General features: G+C 59.0%; 26 protein-coding genes. 11 read left to right on the top strand and 15 right to left on the bottom strand.

What is annotated here, in order from left to right; translation table 11 throughout:
* Window positions 1-44: 44 nt before the first annotated feature.
* Both CRX69_RS27380 and CRX69_RS27375 read left to right on the top strand, forming a co-directional pair.
* Window positions 45-596 carry a cytochrome c oxidase assembly protein gene (locus tag CRX69_RS27380; RefSeq protein WP_047230052.1) on the top strand — a complete coding sequence of 184 codons (552 nt, stop codon included), beginning with the start codon at window positions 45-47 and terminating at the stop codon, window positions 594-596.
* Window positions 597-620: 24 nt separating this feature from the next.
* Entirely contained in the window at window positions 621-1,508 is an 888-nt protein-coding gene (locus CRX69_RS27375; RefSeq protein WP_047230051.1) for a cytochrome c oxidase subunit 3, read from the top strand.
* 24 nt (window positions 1,509-1,532) lie between these two features.
* Here CRX69_RS27375 and CRX69_RS27370 read toward each other — a convergent pair whose 3' ends face one another.
* Window positions 1,533-1,736 carry a twin transmembrane helix small protein gene (locus CRX69_RS27370; RefSeq protein ID WP_014335867.1) on the bottom strand — a complete coding sequence of 68 codons (204 nt, stop codon included), beginning with the start codon at window positions 1,734-1,736 and terminating at the stop codon, window positions 1,533-1,535.
* Window positions 1,737-1,806: 70 nt separating this feature from the next.
* On the opposite strand from CRX69_RS27370, the gene CRX69_RS27365 reads away from it, so the two are divergent.
* From CRX69_RS27365 to CRX69_RS27340, 6 genes are all read left to right on the top strand, one after another.
* Entirely contained in the window at window positions 1,807-2,544 is a 738-nt protein-coding gene (locus tag CRX69_RS27365; protein ID WP_047230050.1) for an SURF1 family protein, read from the top strand.
* Window positions 2,510-3,103 carry a hypothetical protein gene (locus CRX69_RS27360; protein ID WP_107323207.1) on the top strand — a complete coding sequence of 198 codons (594 nt, stop codon included), beginning with the start codon at window positions 2,510-2,512 and terminating at the stop codon, window positions 3,101-3,103. The genes CRX69_RS27365 and CRX69_RS27360 overlap by 35 nt, the downstream gene beginning before the upstream one ends.
* A gap of 10 nt (window positions 3,104-3,113) precedes the next feature.
* Window positions 3,114-4,193: a COX15/CtaA family protein gene (locus CRX69_RS27355; protein ID WP_107323206.1), complete on the top strand. Its 1,080-nt coding sequence runs from the start codon at window positions 3,114-3,116 to the stop codon at window positions 4,191-4,193.
* Window positions 4,181-5,080: a heme o synthase gene (gene cyoE / locus CRX69_RS27350; RefSeq protein ID WP_107323205.1), complete on the top strand. Its 900-nt coding sequence runs from the start codon at window positions 4,181-4,183 to the stop codon at window positions 5,078-5,080. The genes CRX69_RS27355 and cyoE overlap by 13 nt, the downstream gene beginning before the upstream one ends.
* Complete coding sequence (locus CRX69_RS27345) at window positions 5,077-5,712, top strand: SCO family protein (RefSeq protein WP_076383131.1); 636 nt, start codon at window positions 5,077-5,079, stop codon at window positions 5,710-5,712. Before cyoE ends, CRX69_RS27345 begins: the two co-directional genes overlap by 4 nt.
* Window positions 5,713-6,387: 675 nt before the next feature.
* Complete coding sequence (locus CRX69_RS27340) at window positions 6,388-6,747, top strand: DUF6124 family protein (RefSeq protein ID WP_107323204.1); 360 nt, start codon at window positions 6,388-6,390, stop codon at window positions 6,745-6,747.
* Window positions 6,748-6,807: 60 nt separating this feature from the next.
* Here CRX69_RS27340 and CRX69_RS27335 read toward each other — a convergent pair whose 3' ends face one another.
* Together CRX69_RS27335 and CRX69_RS27330 are read right to left on the bottom strand one after the other, a co-directional pair.
* On the bottom strand, window positions 6,808-7,971 hold the full coding sequence (locus tag CRX69_RS27335) for an ATP-binding protein (protein ID WP_107323203.1): 1,164 nt from the start codon (window positions 7,969-7,971) through the stop codon (window positions 6,808-6,810).
* Between the two features lie 530 nt (window positions 7,972-8,501).
* Window positions 8,502-9,020 (bottom strand): hypothetical protein, encoded by a 519-nt coding sequence (locus CRX69_RS27330; RefSeq protein WP_107323202.1) that lies wholly within the window; start codon window positions 9,018-9,020, stop codon window positions 8,502-8,504.
* Between the two features lie 303 nt (window positions 9,021-9,323).
* Here CRX69_RS27330 and CRX69_RS28040 point away from each other — a divergent pair, with 303 nt between their 5' ends.
* Window positions 9,324-9,845: a P-loop NTPase family protein gene (locus CRX69_RS28040; protein WP_107323201.1), complete on the top strand. Its 522-nt coding sequence runs from the start codon at window positions 9,324-9,326 to the stop codon at window positions 9,843-9,845.
* 95 nt (window positions 9,846-9,940) lie between these two features.
* Here CRX69_RS28040 and CRX69_RS27320 read toward each other — a convergent pair whose 3' ends face one another.
* The 3 genes from CRX69_RS27320 to CRX69_RS27310 form a co-directional block, all read right to left on the bottom strand.
* Window positions 9,941-10,585, bottom strand: coding sequence for a DUF2459 domain-containing protein (locus CRX69_RS27320; protein ID WP_107323200.1), 645 nt, complete (start codon window positions 10,583-10,585; stop codon window positions 9,941-9,943).
* 198 nt (window positions 10,586-10,783) lie between these two features.
* Window positions 10,784-11,377 (bottom strand): hypothetical protein, encoded by a 594-nt coding sequence (locus CRX69_RS27315; RefSeq protein ID WP_107323199.1) that lies wholly within the window; start codon window positions 11,375-11,377, stop codon window positions 10,784-10,786.
* A 469-nt stretch (window positions 11,378-11,846) separates the two neighbouring features.
* Complete coding sequence (locus CRX69_RS27310; RefSeq protein ID WP_240539575.1) at window positions 11,847-12,356, bottom strand: hypothetical protein; 510 nt, start codon at window positions 12,354-12,356, stop codon at window positions 11,847-11,849.
* A 92-nt stretch (window positions 12,357-12,448) separates the two neighbouring features.
* Here CRX69_RS27310 and CRX69_RS27305 point away from each other — a divergent pair, with 92 nt between their 5' ends.
* Window positions 12,449-12,760 carry a hypothetical protein gene (locus tag CRX69_RS27305; RefSeq protein ID WP_107323198.1) on the top strand — a complete coding sequence of 104 codons (312 nt, stop codon included), beginning with the start codon at window positions 12,449-12,451 and terminating at the stop codon, window positions 12,758-12,760.
* Between the two features lie 218 nt (window positions 12,761-12,978).
* On the opposite strand, the gene CRX69_RS27300 is transcribed toward CRX69_RS27305, so the two are convergent.
* The 9 genes from CRX69_RS27300 to def form a co-directional block, all read right to left on the bottom strand.
* On the bottom strand, window positions 12,979-13,221 hold the full coding sequence (locus tag CRX69_RS27300) for a hypothetical protein (protein WP_107323197.1): 243 nt from the start codon (window positions 13,219-13,221) through the stop codon (window positions 12,979-12,981).
* 12 nt (window positions 13,222-13,233) lie between these two features.
* Window positions 13,234-13,713, bottom strand: a complete 480-nt coding sequence (locus CRX69_RS27295; protein WP_107323196.1) for a hypothetical protein — start codon at window positions 13,711-13,713, stop codon at window positions 13,234-13,236.
* Window positions 13,714-14,073: 360 nt separating this feature from the next.
* Window positions 14,074-16,062 carry a M10 family metallopeptidase C-terminal domain-containing protein gene (locus CRX69_RS27290; RefSeq protein WP_107323195.1) on the bottom strand — a complete coding sequence of 663 codons (1,989 nt, stop codon included), beginning with the start codon at window positions 16,060-16,062 and terminating at the stop codon, window positions 14,074-14,076.
* A gap of 377 nt (window positions 16,063-16,439) precedes the next feature.
* Window positions 16,440-17,054, bottom strand: coding sequence for an alpha/beta fold hydrolase (locus CRX69_RS27285; protein WP_107323194.1), 615 nt, complete (start codon window positions 17,052-17,054; stop codon window positions 16,440-16,442).
* A gap of 352 nt (window positions 17,055-17,406) precedes the next feature.
* Window positions 17,407-17,718, bottom strand: coding sequence for a tetratricopeptide repeat protein (locus tag CRX69_RS27275; RefSeq protein WP_047229821.1), 312 nt, complete (start codon window positions 17,716-17,718; stop codon window positions 17,407-17,409).
* A 177-nt stretch (window positions 17,719-17,895) separates the two neighbouring features.
* Window positions 17,896-19,269, bottom strand: a complete 1,374-nt coding sequence (gene trkA, locus CRX69_RS27270; RefSeq protein WP_107323192.1) for a Trk system potassium transporter TrkA — start codon at window positions 19,267-19,269, stop codon at window positions 17,896-17,898.
* A 24-nt stretch (window positions 19,270-19,293) separates the two neighbouring features.
* Window positions 19,294-20,604 (bottom strand): 16S rRNA (cytosine(967)-C(5))-methyltransferase RsmB, encoded by a 1,311-nt coding sequence (rsmB, locus tag CRX69_RS27265; RefSeq protein ID WP_107323191.1) that lies wholly within the window; start codon window positions 20,602-20,604, stop codon window positions 19,294-19,296.
* Window positions 20,601-21,560: a methionyl-tRNA formyltransferase gene (gene fmt / locus CRX69_RS27260; protein ID WP_107323190.1), complete on the bottom strand. Its 960-nt coding sequence runs from the start codon at window positions 21,558-21,560 to the stop codon at window positions 20,601-20,603. The genes rsmB and fmt overlap by 4 nt, the downstream gene beginning before the upstream one ends.
* 69 nt (window positions 21,561-21,629) lie before the next feature.
* A complete protein-coding gene (gene def / locus CRX69_RS27255; RefSeq protein ID WP_003196300.1) occupies window positions 21,630-22,136 on the bottom strand; it encodes a peptide deformylase in 507 nt (168 codons plus the stop codon).
* 157 nt (window positions 22,137-22,293) lie between these two features.
* On the opposite strand from def, the gene CRX69_RS27250 reads away from it, so the two are divergent.
* Window positions 22,294-23,319, top strand: coding sequence for a LysM peptidoglycan-binding domain-containing protein (locus CRX69_RS27250; RefSeq protein WP_107323189.1), 1,026 nt, complete (start codon window positions 22,294-22,296; stop codon window positions 23,317-23,319).
* Window positions 23,320-23,326: the final 7 nt, after the last annotated feature.

Genomic DNA, 23,326 nt, shown 5'->3' with positions numbered 1-23,326 from the left:
GAGCAGGCTCGCTCCCACAGGGTTATGTGCAAGGAGCAGGAGTCATGGCTGACTCGATTTCGCTGAAGAAACTGGTCACGCGCCTGCTAGTGGTAGTGGTGGCCATGTTTGCCTTCGGGTTTGCCCTGGTGCCGATCTACGACGTGATGTGCCGGGTATTCGGCATCAACGGCAAAACCGCAGGGCAGTACGAAGGTGAACAAATCGTCGATCAATCGCGCCAGGTTCGCGTGCAGTTCCTGTCGACCAACTCCGTGGACATGGTCTGGGATTTCTATCCTAAAGCCGACCAATTGGTGGTTCAGCCCGGGGCCGTGAACGAGATGGTGTTCATTGCCCACAACCCCACCGATCGGCCGATGAGCGCCCAGGCAGTCCCCAGCATCGCGCCGAGCAACGCGGCGGCCTATTTCCACAAGACCGAATGCTTTTGTTTTACCCAGCAAGTGCTGCAACCCGGCGAACGTATCGAAATGCCCATGCGCTTCATCGTTGACCGGGACATGCCCAAGGAAGTGAAGCACCTGACGCTGTCCTACACGCTGTTCGATATCACCGCTCGTCATCCACCGGTGGCTGTAAACACTGACCGATAGCGTGCCCGATAAGGAGAACAATAAATGGCAACTCACGAACACTATTACGTTCCGGCCCAGAGTAAATGGCCGATCATCGCCACCGTCGGGATGTTCGTCACGGTGTACGGCCTGGCGACCTGGTTCAACGACCTGAAAGCTGACCGGCCCGACTCCAACGGCCCGCTGATCTTTTTTGTCGGCGGCCTGTTGCTGGCCTACATGCTGTTCGGCTGGTTCGGCGCGGTCATCAAGGAAAGCCGCGCCGGGCTCTACAGTGCGCAGCTCGACCGCTCGTTTCGCTGGGGCATGAGCTGGTTCATCTTCTCTGAAGTGATGTTTTTCATCGCCTTCTTCGGCGCGCTGTTCTATGTGCGCATGATCTCGGCGCCGGGCCTGGCCGGTGAAGGCAGCAAGGGCCTGTCGGAGATGCTTTGGCCGAACTTCGAATACGTCTGGCCGTTGCTGAACAACCCCGACCCCAAGCTCTTCCCACCGCCCAAGGATGTGATCAGCCCTTGGGGCTTGCCACTGCTCAACACCATCCTGCTGGTCAGTTCCAGCGTCACCGTGACCATCGCCCACCATGCCCTGAAAAAAGGCCATCGCGGGGCGCTGAAAATCTGGCTGGCTATCACCGTGCTGCTAGGTTGCGCCTTCCTGGGCTTCCAGGCCGAGGAATACATCCACGCCTATAAAGAGCTGGGCCTGACGCTGGGCTCGGGAATCTATGGCGCAACGTTCTTCATGCTCACCGGTTTCCACGGCGCTCACGTCACCATCGGCACAATCATTTTGTTCGTAATGCTGATGCGCATCATGCGCGGGCATTTCGACAACGAGCATCAGTTCGGCTTCGAGGCCGCGAGCTGGTACTGGCACTTCGTCGATGTGGTGTGGATCGGCTTGTTCTTCTTCGTCTACATCCTCTGAGGCAGCCGTTACCAAGGCGGCTCTTTACCAAGGAGCATGCGACACCAACTGGCCGCTGAAAAAACCCCAGGCAATCAAGCCGACGGTGGCGGCGGCCAGACTGACCCGAATCGCCAGGGCGATGACCAGGCGATTGGAACTGCTGTCGTCCTTGACCAGAAAAAACAGGCCGCTGAACAGGCTCGCAATCGTGGCAATCAGCATCAGGACGATGGCTGCTTTTAGCATTAGGGACACTCCGGGGGGACGCGATGCACGTGAGTATAGCTATCTCGTTCGACAGCTTTGGAACGGCGCCATGAAAGGCTTCCGGCCAGGCATCGTGCCGTCACTGGTGGTAGCCGTGCTGTTGCCGGTGATGGTGTGCCTGGGGTTCTGGCAATTGAGCCGGGGCGAACAAAAGCGCGTGCTCATGGACAGTTACGCCGAACGCCGCGTGGCGCAGCCGATGGCAAGCGTGGAGCTGCAACACACGGCGGACCCGGCCTTTCGACCGGTCAGCCTGCGGGGCCAGTTCGACGCCGAACACAGCATCCTGCTGGATAACCGCCAGCACGACGGCAAGGTCGGCGTGGAGTTGCTACAACCCTTTCTAGACCAGGCGACCGGGCTCTGGCTGCTGGTCAATCGTGGCTGGTTGCCCTGGCCTGACCGGCGCACTCCGCCGGCCTTCAGCACCCCCGAACAAGCGGTGAACCTTCAAGCCTGGGTCTACGTTGCTCCGGGCACCACGTTCCAGCTCCACGCCGACCCAGCCGACGCCCCGTGGCCGCGACTGGTGACCGCGGTCGAGCCGGACAAGCTCTGGGCCGAACTGGGCCGCAACGGTTTCGCCTACCAATTACGCCAGCAAAGTGGCCCCGGCGCCTATCGGACCGATTGGCCGGTAGTGGCCATGGGGCCGGAAAAACACCTCGGCTATGCCGTGCAGTGGTTCGCCATGGCGGCGGCGCTGTTCGGCCTCTTTCTTTATCTCGGATGGCATAACGCAGGGAGACAGCATGGGAACCACCATGAATCCAACCAACACGTCTGAGGCACCTACGGCGCGCAACCGTCGCAAGGGGCGCCTGCAACTGCTGCTGATCGTGCTCGGGGTGATCGGCCCGATGATCCTGGCCACCGGCATGTACAAATTCCAGTTCTGGGTCCCGGAAAGCCGCAGCTACCACGGCGAACTGATCGGCAACGGCCAGACCCGCGCCGAGATCGGCGTACAGGCCGATGAGCAGCGCTGGCAGATCCTGGTCACGGCGCCGCAGGAATGTTCGGCCGATTGCCGGCAACTGGTCTACCTGGCCCGTCAGGTGCAGATCGGCCTGGGTCGCGACGCCTCTCGCGCCAGCCATGCCCTGGCTATCGCCCAGCCGCTGGACGCGCAATACGACGCCCAGTTGCAACGCGAATACCCCCAACTGCAACGCTACCCTCTGGACCTGCCGGCCTACCAGAAAGGCGCCCAAGGCAACGGCGAAGCGCAGCTGTGGATCATCGATCCCCATAGCAACCTGGTGCTGCGCTATGACGCCCGGGTCAAGGGCAAGGCACTGCTCAACGACCTGCGACATCTGTTGAAACTGTCGAACATCGGATGAGGGCAACGACATGGCCAAACCTGGATTTCGCCTCGCGCTGTTTGCCACGTTGCTGGCACTGATCGTCGTACTGCTGGGCGCCTACACCCGGCTCACCCACGCCGGCCTCGGCTGCCCGGACTGGCCCGGTTGCTACGGCTTCATCAGCGTACCCAAGAGCGAAGCCCAGCTGGCACATGCCGAACTGCACTTTCCCGACGCCCCGGTGGAAGCCCACAAGGGCTGGAACGAGATGGTCCATCGCTACTTCGCCGGCCTGCTGGGGCTGATGATTACCGTGCTGGCTGCCCGGGCCTGGATGAACCGGCGTCACCCAGGCCTGCCCTTGAAGCTGCCCCTGTTTCTGCTGGCGGTGGTCTTTGCCCAGGCGGCGTTCGGCATGTGGACCGTGACCCTCAAGCTGTGGCCGCAAGTGGTGACCGGGCATTTGCTGGGCGGGTTCGCGACCCTCAGCCTGCTGTTTCTGCTTACGTTGAGATTGTCTGGTGTGTTGCCGGCGCTGACCGTGCCCAAGCGTCTGCAACATTGGGCCACCGCCGGGTTACTGCTGGTGATCGGCCAGATCGCCCTCGGCGGTTGGGTCAGCTCCAATTACGCCGCCGTAGCCTGCATCGATTTCCCGACCTGCCACGGGCAATGGCTGCCACCGGCGGATTTTGCCAACGGCTTTCATCTGACCCAGCACATCGGCCCCAACTACCTCGGTGGCCAGCTCGACAGCGATGCGCGCACCGCCATTCACTTGACCCACCGTATCGGCGCGTTGCTGGTGACGGTGGTGCTGTTGGGGCTGGCTTGGCAATTGAAGACCGTCGGCATGACACGCCTGGCGGCGCTGGTGTTGATAGCCCTGGCGGCCCAGATCAGCCTGGGCATCAGCAACGTGCTATTCCACCTGCCGCTGCCGGTCGCCGTGGCCCACAACGCCGGAGGCGCCGCGCTGTTGTTGAGCCTGGTGTTGGTCAATTATCACGCCCGTACCAGTCTGGTCCGGGTCAAGCATCAAGTCCCGCTGCGCTGGCGCTTCAACCCGCATAAACACGGCCCCAGCCCCATAACAATAAAAGGAGAGATGCCATGGCAACCTTGACCGGTGAACGCCACAGCCAAGCGATCTGGCGCGATTATCTGGAGCTGACCAAGCCCAAAGTGGTGGTGCTGATGCTGATCACCTCGCTGGTGGGCATGTTCCTCGCCACCCGCGCCGGGGTGCCGTGGACGGTGCTGGTGTTCGGCAACCTGGGCATCGCCCTGTGTGCCGGCGGCGCGGCGGCGGTCAACCATGTGGTGGACCGGCGCATCGATGCGGTGATGGCCCGTACCCATAAACGCCCGCTGGCCGAAGGCCGAGTCTCACCGGCCGCCGCACTGACCTTCGCCCTCGCACTGGCGGTGGCCGGCCAAGCGCTGTTGCTGGCGTTCACCAACCCGCTGACCGCCTGGCTGACCCTGGCCTCCTTGCTCGGTTATGCGGTGATCTACACCGGCTTCCTCAAACGGGCGACGCCGCAGAACATCGTCATCGGCGGCCTGGCCGGCGCGGCACCACCGTTGCTGGGCTGGGTGGCCGCCACCGGTCATGTCAGCGCCGAACCGCTGCTGCTGGTGCTGATCATCTTCGCCTGGACCCCGCCGCATTTCTGGGCCCTGGCGATTCATCGCAAGGAGGAATACGCCAAGGCCGATATCCCGATGCTGCCGGTGACCCATGGCGAGCACTACACCAAAATCCATATCCTGCTGTACACCCTGGCGCTGCTGGCGGTGAGCCTGATGCCCTTTGTGATCCAGATGAGCGGCTTGCTGTATCTGGTTTGCGCCCTCGTGCTGGGCGCCCGGTTTCTGCAATGGGCCGTGGTGTTGTACCGTGGCAGTCGGCCGCACGCGGCGATCAACACGTTCAAGTACTCTATCTGGTACTTGTTCCTGCTGTTCATCGCCCTGCTTGTAGATCACTACTTACTGTTGAGCCTATGACTCGAACCCAGAAAACCGTCTTCATTCTCGTGGCCGTGATCGCGCTGATCCTCGGCCTTACCATCAATAAAGTGCTGACCGGCAAAGGCGAAGGCGACCCCACGGCGCTGATCGACGCCGGCATCATCCTGCTGCCTCAAAGCCGCAACCTGCCGGACGTGAAAATGACCGACCAGGACGGTCAGCCAGTAACGATGGACGGATTGAAAGACAAATGGAGCCTGCTGTTCTTCGGCTACACCTTCTGCCCGGACATCTGCCCGACCACCCTCGCCCAACTGCGCCAGATCAAAAGCGAACTGCCGCCGGAGGCTGTGGATAAGTTGCAGATCGTGCTGGTAAGCGTCGACCCGAACCGCGACACCCCCAAGCAACTCAAGCAGTACCTGGGCTACTTCGACCCGCAGTTCATCGGCCTGACCCCGTCATCGATCGAAGACCTGCAGAAGCTGGCCAACGCGGTGAGCATTCCATTCATCCCGGCGGACACCAGCAAACCCAACTACACGGTCGATCACAGCGGCAACCTCGCGGTCATCGGGCCGGATGGTACTCAACGCGGGTTTATTCGTGCGCCGTTGAACAACCAGAAACTGGTGGCGCAGTTGCCGGAGATGCTCAAGCGTAAATAAGGCCAAGGCGAGGCCCCCGCGGGAATACAGTATCTGCAACACTCCGATCCCCTGTGGGAGCGAGCTTGCTCGCGATGACGCCTGCCCAGACACCCCCATGGCGAGGGCGCTTGCTCCCGCTCGGCTGCGCAGCAGTCGCAAAACCGCACAATACGGTTGACCTGAAGAAATGCAGGGGCCCGCTGCGCAGGCCAGCGGGAGCAAGCTCCCTCGCCACAGGTGGTTTGTGTCGAACCGAATATCCAGCCCAACGCAGCCCCCTGTGGGAGCGAGCCTGCTCGCGATGAAATCGACGCGGTTCCAGACCAAAACAAGTCACCCGCATCGCCGGCAAACCCCGCTCCTACAGAACCTGCCTACACACGTTCACCAAGCCACGCATCCTTGCGCCTTTGCCTACAACTACGCCAGAATCCGCCCGCTTGTGCGCCTTGTCCCGGGGTTCTATTGTCTTCCTGCCACTGCCCATCAGTGGTCGGGTTTAGTAGCCCGGGTCCCACTTCGGTTGTACAAGTCTCATCAGTCAGGCATTTGCCTGTTCTCGATGGTGGCTGTGCGCATGGCGCCCTCGGGCGCGCCGGGTTTGGTGTGGGTTACCGGTCTACTAACTTGCGCACAGCCGCCACCCTTTCGTTTAGTAGCGAGATGGTGCGGCCTAATATGAGGCCCACACCTATGTTCAAAATAACCCCGAATCCGCCAGAGGCAGATTCCACTTCTACATCCGCAAAATCGAAAGCCAAGCAGCAAGACGAAACCACCAAACGCGTGCTTGATCACTACTTGCTACCGAAGCCGGAAAAATCTCAAGACGACCCAAAACCGGGGCAGCTATACACCGTCGTGAAAGGTCTCGATAACGAATGCTTGCTTGCCAACCTCAGCGAAACCCTGGCTTCGGCTGATGCCATGGTGAGTGATCTGGCGTTTGATCTGGATGGATCGAGGCGCCATGTGGCGCAGGGGATTCAGCAGTTAATTGAGCTGAGTTCGTTGTTGGCGAATCGGGTGTTGGATAACGTCGACCCACGTTAACCGCAACACCATCAAGCTGTGTGGCGAGGAGATATTCCCCTCGCCACACATTGCAGGCCCTCATTCCTGGCGACGCATGAATTCTGCGAAAAGAGGAACTGTAAAATTCAGATATCCGTGATCTGTGCTGTAGATCATTCCCTTGGAAATGATGTTGGCCCGAGTCGGACCAAGCGATGATTGAGGACGCCCCATAACCTTCGCAACATCAGCGATGGCATAGGGGCCATCGCCAAGGGTGGACATGGCTTTTACAAACTGAACCTCCGAAGGTGTAAGCCGATCGATACGGACCCTGAAGAAGCCCGCATCGAGAGAGGCCAATGTCTCCGAATAAGAATGCTCGACATCGTCAGCGGTAATTTCAGGTCCCTCGGCGTTGTTCCATGCCGTGGATGCCCACTCTTGAAGAAAGAAAGGATAGCCCTGCGTCCGATCAACAATGCTGTCCAGAGCTGCAGTGTCGATAGAGGCTTGCTCCTCTAGGATCGGCTTTTGAACGGCTTGAGCCGCAGACGGTTGATCAAGCGCCCCCACCTCCGGGTAAAGGAAAAGCCGCTCGGCATATGACTTCGCCTCACCCGCCAACCGAGCAACTTGCGGAAGACCTGCACCGACCAGCAGCACCGGAAGCCCTTCTTGCGACATGCGATGGATAGAGACAATCAGTGCCGATAGATCTGCTTCGGTGAGGTATTGGACTTCATCAATGAGAAGAATCCAGCCTTTACCGGCGGCCTGTGCGGCTTCACCTATTACAGTAAAAAGATCTGGAAGGTCGTATTGAAGATTTCCGCTATCCGCGAGTCCAGGCTCAGGCTCAACACCAATCTCAATACCGCCAATATCAATCTTGAAGATTGATGCAAAGCTGCGAAGTCCTTTTAGCCCACGATTAGCAATTTGCTTGGCGACCTCAACGCTGGAAAGCGCGCGCATGACCTTTCGCATTTCAGGATAAAGAAGACGTGCAAGGCTTTCACGTTCTGGCGCCTCCACTTTGGAGACGAAAAGACCTTCCTCCTTTGCAATTTTTCCTATCTCATTCAACAGGACCGTCTTACCCGTGCCTCTTAAGCCAAGGAGCATGATGGAACGAGCACTTCGCCCATTGACGGCTCGCCCACAGGCAATTCTTGCCGCCTCAAGAATCAGGTCGCGCCCCGCCAGTTCAGGGGGCCTGCTGCCCGCCCCGGGCGCAAACGGATTACGGTAGGGATCCATGTCGACCTCACGAAATAGCAAAATCTATAGAAAGATAGCTAAAGCTAGCTGAAATACCTAGTTTTTGCTATGTATTGCTATCATTCAATAGAAGCGGATTTATTTCTGATGTTTTCTATGAGTGCTGCGCACTCAAGCGGGGGCAAGCGCCCTCGTCACGGTAGATCGAGTCGCCGGGGGGTATCAGGGGTGACGGTCCAGTTTCTTGAGAAACTCGGTCATTTCCTTTTCCGCCTGCGGAAACGGGACATGGGCAAACGCGCGGAAACGGGGAAGGAAACGGGACAGACCACGATTATGAGACGGTCCGATTACAGGTGAGCGCAAAATCGTGATCTGTCCCCAGTTCCCGCAACAACTCAGATTTTCAGCTCGATCACACGCCCCAAAAAATCGCCATGATCAATGAAATTATTGGTATTACGGACGGTGCCGCGTTGTTGAGCAGATTTGAAAACGAGGCCAAAGCCATTCTTCAGTATCCGTCCGAAAAGATTCAACCGACGCGCAACGGATGCCGTGCAGTGCCTTTATTTAACGAACCTCAGGCATGCGAACCCAGTCTTGATTTGCAGCTGTTGAATGGGTTCGACGCTCTCCTGATCGCCGACTTTCTTGATCACGCCTACCCCGCAGAAGTATTCGTCGCGGTTGAAGATTGGGAGAATGCCCACCTTGGGCTTGCTCCAGGAGCCTTGGATCAAGGTGTAGGTGGCGCCGTTCTGTGGCGTGAAGGAGAACGGTATTTGACACACGCTGCTTCCTGCGACCTGCCCATAGGTCAGGATCAGCTCCTTGTTCACGGCAACCCGGGATTCGATGTAGTCGCCGTTAGAGGGCAGGATTGTGTAACCCGCATAGCATCCATTATCGCTGAAGGTCATGGCATCCAGTCTCGCACCATTTCCAGCCTTGAGGCGAACCGTTGCGGAGGGTTCATTGGGGCCGGGAACGACATACTGCTTGCCCTGCAAAAAAGAAGTGCAACCGCTAATTACCAGCGCACCGGCCAACAAGATACAGCGGCCGGACTTTTGATTGAGGTACATCCATCTCTCCCTGATTTCCATTGGGTGCCCTGACCTTTCCGGGGCTTGGGGCTACCGAATCGCGGGCTGATGATAATGGATTCGGTGGTGTATCAACCAGATTCGGGACAACAGCTCCCTAGCCACTCACTGAAACGGCGACAGCCCACGATGATGAGACGGTCCGGTTACAGGTGAACGCAAAATCGTGGTCTCTTTCCGAAGTAGCGCCAAGGACGTAAACCCACCTTGCAGTTGACGGAGACGCGCATCGACGTAAAATCGCGCCCCCAAAATCAGCATGCATAGCGAAAAGGAGCTTCGATGCAACGGGTGATGATTGTTGGTCAGCCTGGGTCTGGAAAGAGCACCTTGGCACGTAAGCTTGGCGAGCATACGGGCTTGCCTGTCGTTCATATCGACACTATTCACTGGCTGCCAGGATGGGTCGAACGAACCCGTGACGAAAAAACGCGCCTCTGTCGCGAGGTCGAGGCCCGTGATCGCTGGATATTCGAAGGAGGCCATTCAGCCACTTGGGACAACCGATTGAGCCGCGCAGATCTTTTGATATGGATTGATCGATCGGCGACGCTTAGATTCTGGCGCGTCCTGCTCAGAACGCTGCTTAAGCACGGTCGATCTCGGCCTGACTTGCCGGAGAACTGCCCCGAACGACTGGCTAATCTGCCGGAGTTTTTCAGGTTCATGTGGCGAACGAAAAAATCAGCACGAGCGAAGATGGAACAACTTGTGGCGACTGCGCCATCGGCATGCAGCGTAGTCTGTCTGCGGTCTAATCGGGACACCAGGATTTTTCTCGCGAACATTGGAAGTGTCGACTGACTAGGCCACATCACGATTCTCCTTGGACAAAGGGATTCATTTTCAGAAAATCTCTCTTTCCCCTTGTCAGTCTCCCTTTTTCAGTCGTCCCCTTTTCAGTCAACGCAGGATGCACCGACCGCTGTCGCCCGGCGTAACTGCGACATAACGCTCCCCGCCGTAATCACTGCAGTAGGCGACATTTGGCAGTTGCTCGCGGCCAGCGCCTCTGCGACCCAGGTATTGCAGGTATAAAACAGCGAATAGCGACCCTCGGCCTGGTAGAACCGGCTCTCTCCATACAGACCAGGCCCGAGCACCACCAAGGTGCCCGTCGCTGAGTGGGTGAAGGTCCTGGCCACGAACGCGAGCAATCGTTGGTAGCCGTCCTCCGTCACCCGCACCTCGATGACCTCGCTCGCGGCGAAGCGCCGCCTGGGGTCCCCGTCAATCTTGACCGCATGCAGCACGGCTGCCGTCGACCCGAACAAGGCTCGCAAGGCGAGGCTCAAGGTGGCCTGTGGGGCTCGGTAAAAATCCTCGTCCCCCCAACCGAACTCAACGAAGTCGCCGTCGCTGAACGCTTCGGCCAATGCGGGAAGCACCTGAAGTAGATCGGGGCGCGCAATGACCAACCCGGTATGCAGGCCATGATTCACTACATAGAAGGACCGCCAATCGCCACCCTCGCCCCTCGCCGGGTCCGACGCGGTAGCGCAGCCGAACAGCGTGAGGACCAGGGCCAGCACTACAATGCGCATACACAAGGGCTTGGAGGCTCGCTAACGAAACGTGGGAAAACCCCAACGGGGGTTGGCGCTATATCTCGGCCAGAAGCAACCATGGCGCTTAGACACCCAAAGCAGCAATACGCCACAAGATATCTCAGAGACCAAGCCTAGCATTCAAAGCTTGGGGCACTCGTCAACGCTCTCCCTGTAGAGCTGAACGATGGCCTTCTAAATGTCACCAGCGCAGGGATTGTGTATTTCCAGTACATCAATCATCTCTGTCCTAGTTACGCTAGATAGGCCTACTGGAATGAAAGTTATCTGTTTGATTTTCTCGCCGGTCGGACGCTGGAAATTCACTTCTGATCCGCTGTAGCTGTGCTGCCCCCTACTGTGAAGAGAGTAAAACATGTTGGCTTTGAAGCGCGTATTGATTTCATCTCGATCAGACTTCAGAGGGCCTAGCATATAAGCCACGCTGTTTGCGAACGCGAAAAAATACCCGTTTGCAGATGCTCCGCCAGGTACCGCTGAACAGATCACGTCCTCGGATTTGAGAACGCGTGCTAGCACATACTTACCACTGACGAAATGGGCCATCAATAATCCGTCCGGGGTAACAATGCCAACGCCCTTCTCCGGCTTACACCCCGGAGCGCTGCCGTAGGGATGAACGCACCAGTTCATTCTTGAGGAGTCTATGATAGTGGCCAGATGCAAATCCTGCTTGATCTGCTGCTGAGCTTCGGGAGTGTCATGAGCGATGCCTGCACAGGCGCTGATAAATAAGGTGGTTGCTGCCATAAGCGAGATGCGAAGCATAGTCGTTCCTTCGGTTAGTCTTAAGCCATGTAGGTCATCAGTTCCGATGATGCCATAAGCTGATCGTGCGCTAATGCAAAAAGAGGGCATGCAGAAAAGGGACAAATTTATTTCCAGCAAATAATTCTGTCCACTTTTCAGTCCAGGCTCTAGCGACATCTGCTGGGGCAGCGCAAACGGCGCAACACAGGACGCATCGAGCGGCAGCGTTGGCACCGTAAACATTACTCCGCAAGAGTTGATGACGATAAAGTCGTCCCAACTCGTTAGGCCCAGTAACGTTTACCCGGTAGGTAATGGTCAAATCGGTAGGCTTTCATCCTGTGTGAGGACGATGAGGTAATCGTCGTTGCGCCAACCTTCGCTCATAAAAAACTGACTCACTTCTAGCACTTGGTTTGCTATCAGTTGCTCATGACTGCAAGCCGCCTGTTAGTACATATCATATTGCCCATCACAGCGAGGAGTCTCATATGACCGTAATAGCGAGAACCGCCAAATTTCCCACTATACCGAAAACCACCCACGCAAATGCTACCAGCGCCTTGAATACCTTCCGCGAGGGGCTGAAAACAACGCCAAGCAATGCCCCGATGAGGATGCCGGGAAAGCTGGATAAGTAGAAAAGCCAACCCATGGAGTCTGTGACCCATAGGTCGAAAAGGAACAAGTACAGCCCCATAGCGGTAGCCATTCCCCCTAGCGATTCTCGTGACGCTTTGCACAGCAGCGCTATGCAAAGCACTACCGCTTGCGGTAACCAAGAGTATGCAAAGTTATCCAGGAAGAAGGGGCCTTTTCCGGTTGTGTAGACGGCAACGGCAAGGCCCAGCCCAACGCCGATGGCTGCCAGCGGAATATGAGTGAACTGTGGGGGATTGTTTTCTACCGATCTCATTCCTGTGACCTTTTTGAAGCAGGTGGTTCGTTGAAAGTCCGCAGCCTTTTTACAGTGAAATCCCGCCAAATCAAGCGACATTCGAAATACCAGCTTTTTCTACCCAAAGCGGTCATCACCATGTTCCAGTATTATTATGCCGATGCCCGGACTGTTCATAGGTAGGTTGATGTATGGCCAGAAGCGTTAGGCTTCAAAAGAAACTTCATTCACAGCATCTCATTGAGATAGCTGGAGAGGTGGTGCTTGATGATTGTCTTGTTGAAAAGCTATGGGCGCTCAACAGAGGTGATAGGTTTGAGTTGAACTCACGCTCCTTCAGCTTTGGAACTGTTCAAAAATACCGCTTGGAATACGTAATAACGAGAGGCCCAGTTCCTGGGCACTGGCCCTACAAAGAATTTGACCCAGAGGAACTGACGTTATTTTTTACGGCAAAAGACTTTGTCGGCATTTGCCATGGCTGGACCTTGTTTGACGAGTGACCGATCAGCATTAGCTTTCTGGGAGGCTGCTTCTGGCTGCTTCTGGCCGCTCTCTGCCGGTGACGACAGTCGAGAATCGGCCACAGCGGGCGCCTAGACATCAAATGTGGCCAAACGTAAAACCTCGAAATTGCATCAACGGCTCCTCATCGCGACGGGTGCATAAAAAGAGCGAAAGGCGAAGAATACATTTTCAGAAGAACTCTCCCCTTTACCATTCAGCCAACCTCCTCAAACCGCCGCCGCTTCATGAACAACCCCATCCCTATCGCCACGGCAAAAACCGACAGCAACCCCAGATCAAACCCCAACAAGCGGGTCTGACCGGCCAAAACGCAGCCAACCACACCCGCCGCCACCAACACCACGCCTAGCCACTTGCGTAGCAGATAGGGTTTGAGGAATCGATCGAGCAGAAAGGACACCACCAAGGCAATGACCAGTTGAGTAATTACGGACATGTACGTCTCCGGTCAGGCCTTGATGATCAATGTCGAGAGAGTGCGTTGCGGACCGATGCCGCCGTTGACCTGCGCTTCTATGCTGACCAGTACGTCGCCCGCATGGTAGGTGGGCAGGATTTCATTGGCATACGTGCGCACACCGGCCCCTACAGATGCCGCCACGTAAGAGGGGGCCACAGCCTTGGCGGCGGCAGTGAAGGCCGTAGCTGCAAGGTTGGCGATCGTGGTGCGCTGGGTATTGAGGGCATCGCCCTGTTGCCGGGTCAGCGGCTTGGAGATACCGATCATCATCACGCACGGCAGGTTTTTGGCCAGCATCTTGTCGTACACCTCGACGACCTTGCTGTTGACCTCATAGTGGGCGCTTTTCGCTTCGCCAAAATGCAGCTCGCGCAAGCGCCCACGTTCGCTGTCGGTGAGGGTGATCTGCGAGACGTTGAAGACGATCCCGTGATTGCCCATGTATTGGAAAGTCCCTTCGAACTTCATCGCCCGCATCCTTTTGGGGTAAAGGTGGCGATTCTCTACAAGGAGCGGATTGGATTCAAATCATTTCGCCTTGCCGGCAGGGTGTGTTGGTCATGCGCAGGAGTCGCAGTGTGTCAGACTGATTCCGTTGGCTTTTTTGGGTCTGCTTCGCAGCCCAGCGGGGATAAATCCCCTCGCCACAGGGTTTTGTGTGTTGGCTGTTTGGCGGGCTGTTATTGAAGACGTGGTCGGCTTTTTTATGAGTGCTTCGCACTCAAGCGGGAGCAAGCTCCCTCGCCATAGAACGCTGTTTTGCGTGGTTTCACGCCGCCGAGGTCCAGGTAGCCCTTATCCAGGCCGAAGCACAGCAGGGAGTGCGTTTTAAACCCAGAAGTCGTTAGCCACTCCAATCAATTGAATAGCCTCCTCTTCCAAGGGCTCGGCGAAGATGATGTTCAAGTCGCGGTAACCGGAATGGTCCCCCACCAAGCTCAACTCAAATCGAGCCCCAACTGCATCGGCTTCGTAGCTCTTCAAGTAAGTCAGGTTCTTGGCTTCATTGAAAATCACGTCCAACGTGCCGTCGTAACCATTCCCCAGTCGGGTAAAGCCCAAGGCGGACAAGTCGATCGTGTCTTCACCCGCGGTATAGTCCATCAGGCGATCAGTATGGTTTTCGGTGGCGGTACGGTAGCTGTCGCTCAATCCGTCGAAGCGGAACACATCGTTGTTACCGCCACCCACCAATAGGTCTCGACCCTCTCCGCCAACCAACACATCATTCCCTAACGCGCCATAAAGGCGATCATCGCCCGCTAAGCCTTCGATGATTTCGCTTCGAGCGTTACCTTGTAAACGATCATCCCCTTCGGTGCCCATCAACCTGGCTTGCTGAAACAGGAGGTTGGTTTCATTCAGCGTTTGGCCCAAGTTACCGTCGAAGACCACTTCGAAGCGTTCCCCATCGGCGTTGGCCTCGAAACTCTTGAGGTAGGTCCGCGTCCCGCTTTCATTGACGCGTATCGCCAGCGTTCCGTCATGGCCATTACCCAGCCCGAGGAAGCCCAGGGAGGAGAGGTCGAGGGTATCGCTGCCGGGGTTGAAGTCGGTGATTCGGTCGCTATGGGCCGCGGTTGCGGTTCGGTAGCTGTCGGTGACTGACTGGTAACGGAAGGTGTCGGCCCCGGCACCGCCCGTCAGCAGGTCGCGACCTTGCTGGCCATCGAGCAGATCGTTACCGGCCCCGCCAAGGATCGCATCGTCGAACGAGGCGGTCCCGAACAAGAAGTCATCGTTGTGGCCACCGTCAAGGTGGTAATAGCCGTCGTCTGGATTGCCAAAGCTGTGGTCCAGGCGACCGTCGGGGTTCAACTGGACCAAGGCGGCCAGATAGCCGTCCGCGCTCGTACCTTGGCTTCCACCAATCAATAGCCTGCCGTCGGCCAGCACGATCATGTCGGCGACTGCGAACGGAGCGCTTTCCGAGCCCCAACTTACCCGACCTTGTTCACCGAAATCGCTGTCGAGTGAGCCGTCGGCATTGAGTCGGATGACGGTCGCCACGCCGCCCGAGGCGCCTGCCAGCAGGATTTTGCCGTCATCCTGGATGACCAGGGCGTCTGCGTGAACATCCAGGGCCAGGCTGCCGCCGTTCGCAAAGCTGCTATCCAGCGTACCGTCCGGGTTGAGGCGGGTCAGGGTGTCTTGCCCCGTGACCAATACCTTCCCGTCTCCCTGCAGCGAAACGTCGAGCGTGCCGCTGGGGTGAATGCCGATGGACGCAGGTAGGTGCAGGACCCCGGCCTCTCCAAAAGACGAAATCAAGGCCCCCGTCGCGTCGAAGCGGGCGATATAGATCTCCCCGGACGGATACCCAGCGCTTGCGAAGAAGCTGCCGTCGCGTTGCACGGAGAACGACGCTTGCTGGCCTAGATCTTCATTCCAATAGAAAGGCACTGTCACGGTGCCGCCGTTCCCGAAACTCGTATCGAGGCTGCCGTCGGCCAAGTTACGAGTGATGCCCGACACCCAGGCGTCGCCTACTTTCACGTAGCGCGCCACCAGGTAGCTCCCTCCCGGCTGCACGGCGGCATTACCGCCGTCCTCGATATCGAGCGCCACAGGGAGGAGCGATTTACCGTCGCCACTGAAGTTGCGGTCCAGGCTACCGTTGGCATTGAACCGGACCAGGCTGCCGGTGAAACCTGAATCCTCTTCGCCTCCCAGCCCCAGGCGACTATAAGCGCCAAGCCAGATAGCACCGTCCGGATCGACCGTGATACCTGCGATTTTGTCCGAGCCCCATAAGGTCGTGGCGACCATGCCTGTTTTTTGCGCAGTTGAAGCGGCGGGCGAAATGCTCTGGCTCATGTCCATGCCTCCGGTAGCTGTCTAGCGCCAAAGACTATAGGCACGGGTCAGTCAGGTTGCCAATTTACGAGACGAAGGGAGGTTCTTGGGCGACCTTCTGCTATCGATGCAACCGGTCTCCGGCAACTGCGCAAGATAACGCTAGGCTGGCTGAAGTTGCGTGTTGGCTGTTTGGCGGACTGGTATTGAGAACGCGATGGGCTTTTCTGTGAGTGCTTTGCACTCAAGCGGGAGCAAGCTCCCTCGCCACGGGGGGCGAGCCTTCAAGACTTGAGAGCGGTGTCAGGGGTGAAGAAACGTGAAGAAACGGGACAGATTTATTTTCATAAATGCCCCTGCTTCCTTTTCCCCTGACCCAGTAGCAACAAGTCCCCCGCTCACCCGCAGGCCAGATGTCTCTCGATCAACTTTGCCACCTCATCTGCATGCGTACAGCCCAGACTGTGATCGGCGCCAGGGAAAACGTGTAGCTGCGCACGGGGTAACAGTTCAGCAAGGCACTGGCCGACGCGAACGGGGCTGATCGGGTCAGCATCTCCCCAGAGGAGCAGGACCGGCATACGCAACTCGGCCAACCGGAGCGTGAGGTCGGTGCGATCGTCGAGAAACCACCTCGGCAGTGTCGGGTTGGCGGCAGCAAAATCCGGGCGCCAGTCCTGCGCGTCCAGATCAGACATATTCATCCCGCCAGAGGTGACGGTCAGCGTCAGGTGCGTGATCAACTCAGGGCGTTCAAGCGCTGCAAGCACAGCAACGATACCGCCCATGGACTGCGCCACCAGCGCTGTCGGCCGGTCGATCTCGGCCAGCACGCACGTCGCCAGATCTTCCATGCCGGTTATGCCAGGCATGGGCGGCGTGTCTCCAAAGCCAGGCCAGCCGATATGGACCTGCTGCGCCGGGTAGGCCAGGCGCTCGGCAACCGGGTGCCAGAACTGGGTGTTACCAGAGGCACCGGGTAGGAAGAGCAGTTTGGTGGGGGATGCAATCACGGGTTCGGTCCTTGAAGGTGGGATTGAAAGAGTCAGTAGGAGGACAAATGGATGCCGCAAGCTTCGGCAACCACTTCGCAACGAGAGCCGCCGGTAGCGAAGGGTTGGTCTTGGCCAATGACGATCAGTTAAGCCGCAAACCTGTGGGAGCAAAGCTTGCTCGCGATTGGGGCAGGTCAGTCGACATCTGGTTTGGCTGGTCTATCGCTATCGCGAGCAAGCTTTGCTCCCACAGATTTTGCGCCGGCTGAGCTTTTAGCGGATCGGCAGTGGATTGGGAGGGCTTTTTTGTGAGTGCTTCGCACTCAAGCGGGAGCAAGCTCCCTCGCCACAAAAGCAGTTTTGTGTGAAGTCAGGGGTGGCGGTCCAGTTTTTTGAGGAACACGGTCATTTCTTTTTCGGCTTGTTTGTCGCCGTGGGCTCGGGCGGCTTCGAGGCCTTGTTCCCAGGCTTGGCGGGCTGCCGGTAGGTCGCCTTGGCCTTGGTGGGCCTTGCCCAGCAGTTTCCAGGCGGCTGAGTATTTTGGGTCGAGTTCGACGCAGCGTTGGAAGTGTTCGGCGGCCCGGGCGAATTCGCCGAGGTCCAGGTAGCCCTTGCCCAGGCCGAATCGCAGCAATGAGTTATCCACACCTTTGGCGAGCATTTTTTCCAGGGAGTCGAGCATGGCGGCGTCCTTATCGGTTGTGTCAGGGGTTGATCCGTTGGCTGCTAGATAGCTATCGCGAGCAGGCTCGCTCCCACAGGGGTTGGGGTTGCCCACGATATTTGTGAGCAATGGAGATCCTCTGTGGGAGCGAGCCTGCTCGCGATGAGGCCCGGTCCATCACCGCAAAATTCTGGATCAGAAGAAACTCAACCCCACATGGAACAGCTTCTCCACATCGCGAATGTGCTTTTTATCCACCAGGAACAGGATCACATGGTCGCCGGTCTGGATCATGGTGTCGTCATGGGCGATGAGCACTTGTTCGTCGCGGATGATCGCGCCGATGGTGGTGCCTGGCGGCAGGCCGAGGTCGCGGATGGCCTTGCCGATGACTTTGCTGGACTTGGCATCGCCATGGGCAATCGCCTCGATGGCTTCGGCCGCGCCACGGCGCAGGGAGTGCACGCTGACGATGTCGCCGCGCCGCACGTGGGCCAGCAAGGTGCCGATGGTTGCCAGTTGCGGGCTGATGGCGATGTCGATCTCGCCACCCTGGATCAGGTCGACGTAGGCCGGGTTGTTGATGATGGTCATCACCTTCTTCGCCCCCAGGCGCTTGGCCAGCAGCGAGGACATGATGTTGGCTTCGTCGTCGTTGGTCAGGGCCAGGAAGATGTCGGCGTCGGCGATGTTTTCTTCCAGGAGCAAGTCACGGTCCGAGGCGCTGCCCTGCAACACCACGGTGCTGTCGAGGTTATCCGAGAGGTAACGGCAGCGCGCCGGGTTCATCTCGATGATCTTGACCTGATAGCGGCTTTCGATGGCTTCGGCCAGACGCTCGCCGATCTGCCCGCCGCCGGCAATCACGATGCGCTTGTTGTTTTCGTCGAGACGGCGCATTTCGCTCATCACCGCGCGAATATTGGCCTTGGCGGCGATGAAAAAAACCTCGTCGTCCGCTTCGATCACGGTATCGCCCTGGGGCAGGATCGGCCGGTCACGTCGGAAAATCGCCGCGACCCGCGTCTCCACATTCGGCATGTGCTCGCGCAGCTGGCGCAGTTGCTGGCCCACCAGCGGTCCGCCGTAGTAGGCCTTGACCGCGACCAATTGCGCCTTGCTTCCGGCAAAGTCGATCACCTGCAAAGCGCCCGGGTGTTCGATCAGGCGCTTGATGTAGTTGGTCACCACTTGCTCGGGGCTGATCAGTACATCCACCGGGATCGCTTCGTTGTCGAACAGGTCGGCGCGGGTCAGGTAGGCCGCCTCGCGCACCCGGGCGATCTTGGTCGGGGTGTGGAACAGCGTGTGAGCGACCTGGCAGGCCACCATGTTGGTTTCATCGCTGTTGGTGACAGCCACCAGCATGTCGGCATCGTCGGCACCGGCCTGACGCAACACCGTAGGCAATGAGCCACGGCCCTGTACGGTACGGATGTCGAGGCGGTCACCGAGATCGCGCAGGCGGTCACCGTCGGTGTCGACCACGGTGATGTCGTTGGCTTCACTGGCCAGATGTTCAGCCAGCGAACCGCCGACCTGCCCTGCGCCGAGGATGATGATTTTCATCCGGTCACTCCTATCGAATCGGTTTTAACCGCGTGCGGCGGCGATCTTGATCAGTTTGGCGTAGTAGAACCCGTCGTGGCCGCCCTCTTGGGCCAGCAACTGCCGACCATGGGGCTGCTTCACCCCGGCCTGGCTGGCAATGTCCAGCTCCCGGGCACCGGGGGTACGGGCGAGGAATGCTTCGATCACTTCGGTGTTCTCGGTCGGCAACGTTGAACACGTGGCATACAGCAGCATGCCGCCGACTTCCAGGGTTATCCACAACGCATCGAGCAATTGCCCCTGCAACACCGCCAATGCGGCGATATCGTCCGGCTGGCGGGTGAGCTTGATGTCGGGATGACGGCGGATCACGCCGGTGGCCGAACACGGTGCGTCCAGCAGGATGCGTTGAAATGGCTTGCCATCCCACCAGCTGGCGGTGTCGCGGCCATCGGCGGCGATCAGTTCGGCGTCCAGGCCAAGGCGTTCGAGGTTTTCCTTCACGCGCACCAGGCGCTTGGCTTCCAGGTCCACCGCCACCACGCCGGCCAGCTTCGGCTCGGCCTCGAGAATGTGGCAGGTCTTGCCACCCGGTGCGCAGCAGGCATCCAGCACGCGTTGGCCGGGCGCCAGCTCCAGCAGGTCGGCAGCCAGTTGCGCGGCTTCGTCCTGGACGCTGATCCAACCGTCGGCAAAGCCCGGCAGCGCGCGTACATCGCCGGGGGTTTCCAGCACGATGCCGTCGCGGCTGTACTGGCACGGGATGGCCGGGATACCAGCCTCGCCCAGTAACGCCAGGTAGGCATCGCGCGTATGGTGGCGACGGTTGACCCGCAGGATCATCGGCGGATGGGCATTGTTGGCCGCGCAGATGGCCTCCCACTGCTCGGGCCAGAAGGCTTTCAGGGATTTTTGCAACCAGCGCGGATGGGCAGTGCGCACCACCGGGTCGTGTTCCAGCTCGGCCAACAGGGTTTCGCTTTCCCGTTGGGCGCGGCGCAGCACGGCATTGAGCAGGGCCTTGGCCCACGGCTTTTTCAGTTTGTCGGCGCAGCCCACGGTTTCACCGATGGCGGCGTGGGCAGGCACGCGGGTGTAGAGCAATTGATAGAGCCCCACCAGCAGCAGCGCTTCGACGTCGGCATCGGCGGCCTTGAACGGTTTCTGCAGCAGCTTCGCCGCCAGGGCCGACAGCCGTGGCTGCCAACGGGCGGTGCCGAATGCCAGGTCCTGGGTGAAACCGCGATCACGGTCTTCAACCTTGTCCAGTTGGGTCGGCAGGGAACTGTTGAGTGAGGCTTTTCCGCTCAGGACCGCAGCAAGCGCCTTGGCGGCGGCCAGACGCGGGTTCATGAAGCGTCCGCCGCTTGGCCCAGCACCGTGCCGACGGCAAATTTCTCACGACGGCTGTTGTACAAATCGCTGAAGTTCAGCGCCTTGCCACCGGGTAATTGCAGACGTGTCAGACACAGGGCCTGCTCGCCACAGGCGACAACGAGGCCGTCCTTGCTGGCACCAAGGATTTCACCCGGCGCGCCCTGCCCCTCGGCGTGGCTTGCAGCCAGCACTTTCAGGGCCTCGCCGCTCAAGGTGCTGTGGCAGATCGGCCACGGGTTGAAGGCACGCACCAGGCGCTCCAGTTCGACGGCCGGGCGGCTCCAGTCGATGCGCGCCTCGTCCTTGTTCAGTTTGTGGGCGTAGGTGGCGAGGCTGTCATCCTGCACTTCGCCTTCCAGCGTGCCGGCGGCGAGGCCGGCGATGGCCTGGACCACGGCGGGCGGGCCGATCAGTGCGAGGCGGTCGTGCAGGCTGCCGCCGGTGTCTTCGGCGCTGATGGGCGTGCCGACCTTGAGCAGCATCGGCCCGGTGTCCAGACCGGCTTCCATGCGCATCACGGTGACGCCGCTCTCGGAATCACCGGCTTGCACGGCGCGCTGGATCGGCGCCGCACCGCGCCAGCGCGGCAGCAGCGAGGCGTGGCTGTTGATGCAACCCAGGCGCGGAATGTCCAGCACCACTTGGGGCAGGATCAGGCCGTAGGCGACCACCACCATCAAGTCGGGTTTGAGCGCGGCCAATTCGGCCTGGGCCTGAGCGTCGCGCAGGGTCGGCGGCTGCAAGACCTGCAGACCGTTCTCCAGGGCCAGTTGCTTGACCGGGCTGGGCATCAGTTTTTGCCCACGACCGGCCGGCCGATCCGGCTGGGTGTAGACCGCGATGATTTCATGGGGGCTGGCCAGCAGGGCCTTGAGGTGTTCGGCGGCGAACTCGGGAGTGCCGGCAAAGACGATGCGCAGTGGCTCAGTCATGGGAAGCTCTCATTTACAAAGCAGTCGCAAAAGAAAAAGGCTTGCCGCGGCAAGCCTTTGAAGGGGGCGTCAAGCATTCTGGCGATGAAGTTTTTCCAGTTTTTTCTTGATCCGGTCACGCTTGAGGGTAGACAGGTAGTCCACGAACAGCTTGCCGTTGAGGTGGTCGCACTCATGCTGGATGCACACCGCCAGCAACCCTTCGGCGATCAGCTCGTAAGGCTGGCCGTCACGGTCCAGGGCTTTGATCTTGACCTTCTGCGGGCGGTCGACGTTTTCGTAGAAGCCGGGCACCGAGAGGCAGCCTTCCTGGTATTGGTCCATCTCGTCGGTCAGGGTTTCGAACTCGGGATTGATGAACACCCGGGGCTCGCTGCGGTCTTCGGAAAGGTCCATCACGACGATACGTTTGTGCACGTTGACCTGGGTCGCGGCGAGGCCGATGCCTGGCGCCTCATACATTGTTTCAAACATGTCATCGACCAACTGACGCACTTCGTCGTCCACTACGGCCACCGGTTTGGCGATAGTGCGCAGGCGCGGGTCCGGAAATTCGAGAATGTTCAAAATGGCCATAAGCTTGATAAATGCACGTGTGAAGTAAAGTCGGGTGGCTGGCCTGGCGTGTCTTGGGATGCAGGCTACCGTTGTAAAACGTTGCTCCTCAATCACGGAGCGAGCCACGGGGGCTCTGGCGTTTTACGCGAACGCACATAATAAAGGGATTCACCGCATGAGGAAATCACTACTCGCCCTGCTGCTTCTGGCCTCGGCCGGTATCGCGCACGGGCAAGTGCAACTTCGGGAAGGTTTTCCCCAGCAATACACAGTGGTGACGGGGGACACGCTGTGGGACATCTCCGGCAAATACTTGCGTGAACCGTGGAAATGGCCCGAACTCTGGCAAGCCAACCCACAGATCGAGAACCCCAACCTGATTTATCCCGGCGACACCCTGTCGCTGGTCTACGTCAACGGTCAACCGCGCCTGACCCTCAATCGCGGCGCTTCGCGGGGCACCATCAAGCTGTCACCGCGCATTCGCAGCTCGCCGGTGGCCGACGCGATTCCGAGCATCCCGCTGCAGGCCATCAACAGCTTTTTGCTGAGCAACCGCATCGTCGACACGGCCGAGGATTTCGACAAGGCGCCCTACATCGTTGCCGGCGATGCCGAACGGGTCCTCAGCGGCACGGGAGACCGGATCTTTGCCCGCGGCCCCTTCGACGCAAACCAGTCGGCGTATGGCATCTTCCGGCAGGGCAAGGTCTACACCGATCCCGAAACCAAGGAGTTCCTGGGCATCAACGCCGATGACATCGGCAGCGGTGAAGTCGTGGCGAGCGAAGGCGACATCACAACCCTGGCCCTGCAACGCACGACCCAGGAGGTGCGCCTGGGCGATCGCCTGTTCAGTGGCGAAGAACGCTCGATCAACTCGACGTTCATGCCCAGCGCACCGAAATCGGAGATCAACGGGCTGATCCTCGATGTACCCCGCGGCGTCACCCAGATCGGCGCCCTGGATGTAGTGACCCTGAACAAGGGCCGTCGCGACGGGCTGGCCGAAGGCAATGTGCTGGCGGTGATGAAGACCGGCGAGACCGTGCGCGACCGCATCACCGGCGAGCAGGTGAAAATTCCCGATGAACGTGCTGGCCTGCTGATGGTTTTTCGCACCTACGACAAGCTCAGCTATGGCTTGGTGCTATACGCCTCGCGCTCGCTGGCGGTACTCGACAAAGTGCGCAATCCATAACGGGTCT

This window comes from Pseudomonas rhizophila (assembly GCF_003033885.1).
Taxonomy (GTDB): domain Bacteria; phylum Pseudomonadota; class Gammaproteobacteria; order Pseudomonadales; family Pseudomonadaceae; genus Aquipseudomonas; species Aquipseudomonas rhizophila.
The sequence above is the reverse complement of the archived record's forward strand: the minus strand, read 5'-3'. Positions and strand labels throughout refer to the sequence as shown.

Coding starts and splice junctions, on each gene's coding strand:
- CRX69_RS27300 (WP_107323197.1), bottom strand. CDS start 13,221: ATGTCCGTAATTACTCAACTGGTCATTGCCTTGGTGGTGTCCTTTCTG.
- CRX69_RS27315 (WP_107323199.1), bottom strand. CDS start 11,377: ATGCTTCGCATCTCGCTTATGGCAGCAACCACCTTATTTATCAGCGCC.
- fmt (WP_107323190.1), bottom strand. CDS start 21,560: ATGACTGAGCCACTGCGCATCGTCTTTGCCGGCACTCCCGAGTTCGCC.
- CRX69_RS27345 (WP_076383131.1), top strand. CDS start 5,077: ATGACTCGAACCCAGAAAACCGTCTTCATTCTCGTGGCCGTGATCGCG.
- CRX69_RS27360 (WP_107323207.1), top strand. CDS start 2,510: ATGGGAACCACCATGAATCCAACCAACACGTCTGAGGCACCTACGGCG.
- CRX69_RS27295 (WP_107323196.1), bottom strand. CDS start 13,713: ATGAAGTTCGAAGGGACTTTCCAATACATGGGCAATCACGGGATCGTC.
- CRX69_RS27310 (WP_240539575.1), bottom strand. CDS start 12,356: ATGTCGCTTGATTTGGCGGGATTTCACTGTAAAAAGGCTGCGGACTTT.
- CRX69_RS27320 (WP_107323200.1), bottom strand. CDS start 10,585: ATGCGCATTGTAGTGCTGGCCCTGGTCCTCACGCTGTTCGGCTGCGCT.
- CRX69_RS27250 (WP_107323189.1), top strand. CDS start 22,294: ATGAGGAAATCACTACTCGCCCTGCTGCTTCTGGCCTCGGCCGGTATC.
- CRX69_RS27370 (WP_014335867.1), bottom strand. CDS start 1,736: ATGCTAAAAGCAGCCATCGTCCTGATGCTGATTGCCACGATTGCGAGC.
- rsmB (WP_107323191.1), bottom strand. CDS start 20,604: ATGAACCCGCGTCTGGCCGCCGCCAAGGCGCTTGCTGCGGTCCTGAGC.
- CRX69_RS27335 (WP_107323203.1), bottom strand. CDS start 7,971: ATGGATCCCTACCGTAATCCGTTTGCGCCCGGGGCGGGCAGCAGGCCC.
- cyoE (WP_107323205.1), top strand. CDS start 4,181: ATGGCAACCTTGACCGGTGAACGCCACAGCCAAGCGATCTGGCGCGAT.
- def (WP_003196300.1), bottom strand. CDS start 22,136: ATGGCCATTTTGAACATTCTCGAATTTCCGGACCCGCGCCTGCGCACT.
- trkA (WP_107323192.1), bottom strand. CDS start 19,269: ATGAAAATCATCATCCTCGGCGCAGGGCAGGTCGGCGGTTCGCTGGCT.
- CRX69_RS27305 (WP_107323198.1), top strand. CDS start 12,449: ATGGCCAGAAGCGTTAGGCTTCAAAAGAAACTTCATTCACAGCATCTC.
- CRX69_RS27355 (WP_107323206.1), top strand. CDS start 3,114: ATGGCCAAACCTGGATTTCGCCTCGCGCTGTTTGCCACGTTGCTGGCA.
- CRX69_RS27380 (WP_047230052.1), top strand. CDS start 45: ATGGCTGACTCGATTTCGCTGAAGAAACTGGTCACGCGCCTGCTAGTG.
- CRX69_RS27275 (WP_047229821.1), bottom strand. CDS start 17,718: ATGCTCGACTCCCTGGAAAAAATGCTCGCCAAAGGTGTGGATAACTCA.
- CRX69_RS28040 (WP_107323201.1), top strand. CDS start 9,324: ATGCAACGGGTGATGATTGTTGGTCAGCCTGGGTCTGGAAAGAGCACC.
- CRX69_RS27340 (WP_107323204.1), top strand. CDS start 6,388: ATGTTCAAAATAACCCCGAATCCGCCAGAGGCAGATTCCACTTCTACA.
- CRX69_RS27330 (WP_107323202.1), bottom strand. CDS start 9,020: ATGTACCTCAATCAAAAGTCCGGCCGCTGTATCTTGTTGGCCGGTGCG.
- CRX69_RS27290 (WP_107323195.1), bottom strand. CDS start 16,062: ATGAGCCAGAGCATTTCGCCCGCCGCTTCAACTGCGCAAAAAACAGGC.
- CRX69_RS27365 (WP_047230050.1), top strand. CDS start 1,807: ATGAAAGGCTTCCGGCCAGGCATCGTGCCGTCACTGGTGGTAGCCGTG.
- CRX69_RS27375 (WP_047230051.1), top strand. CDS start 621: ATGGCAACTCACGAACACTATTACGTTCCGGCCCAGAGTAAATGGCCG.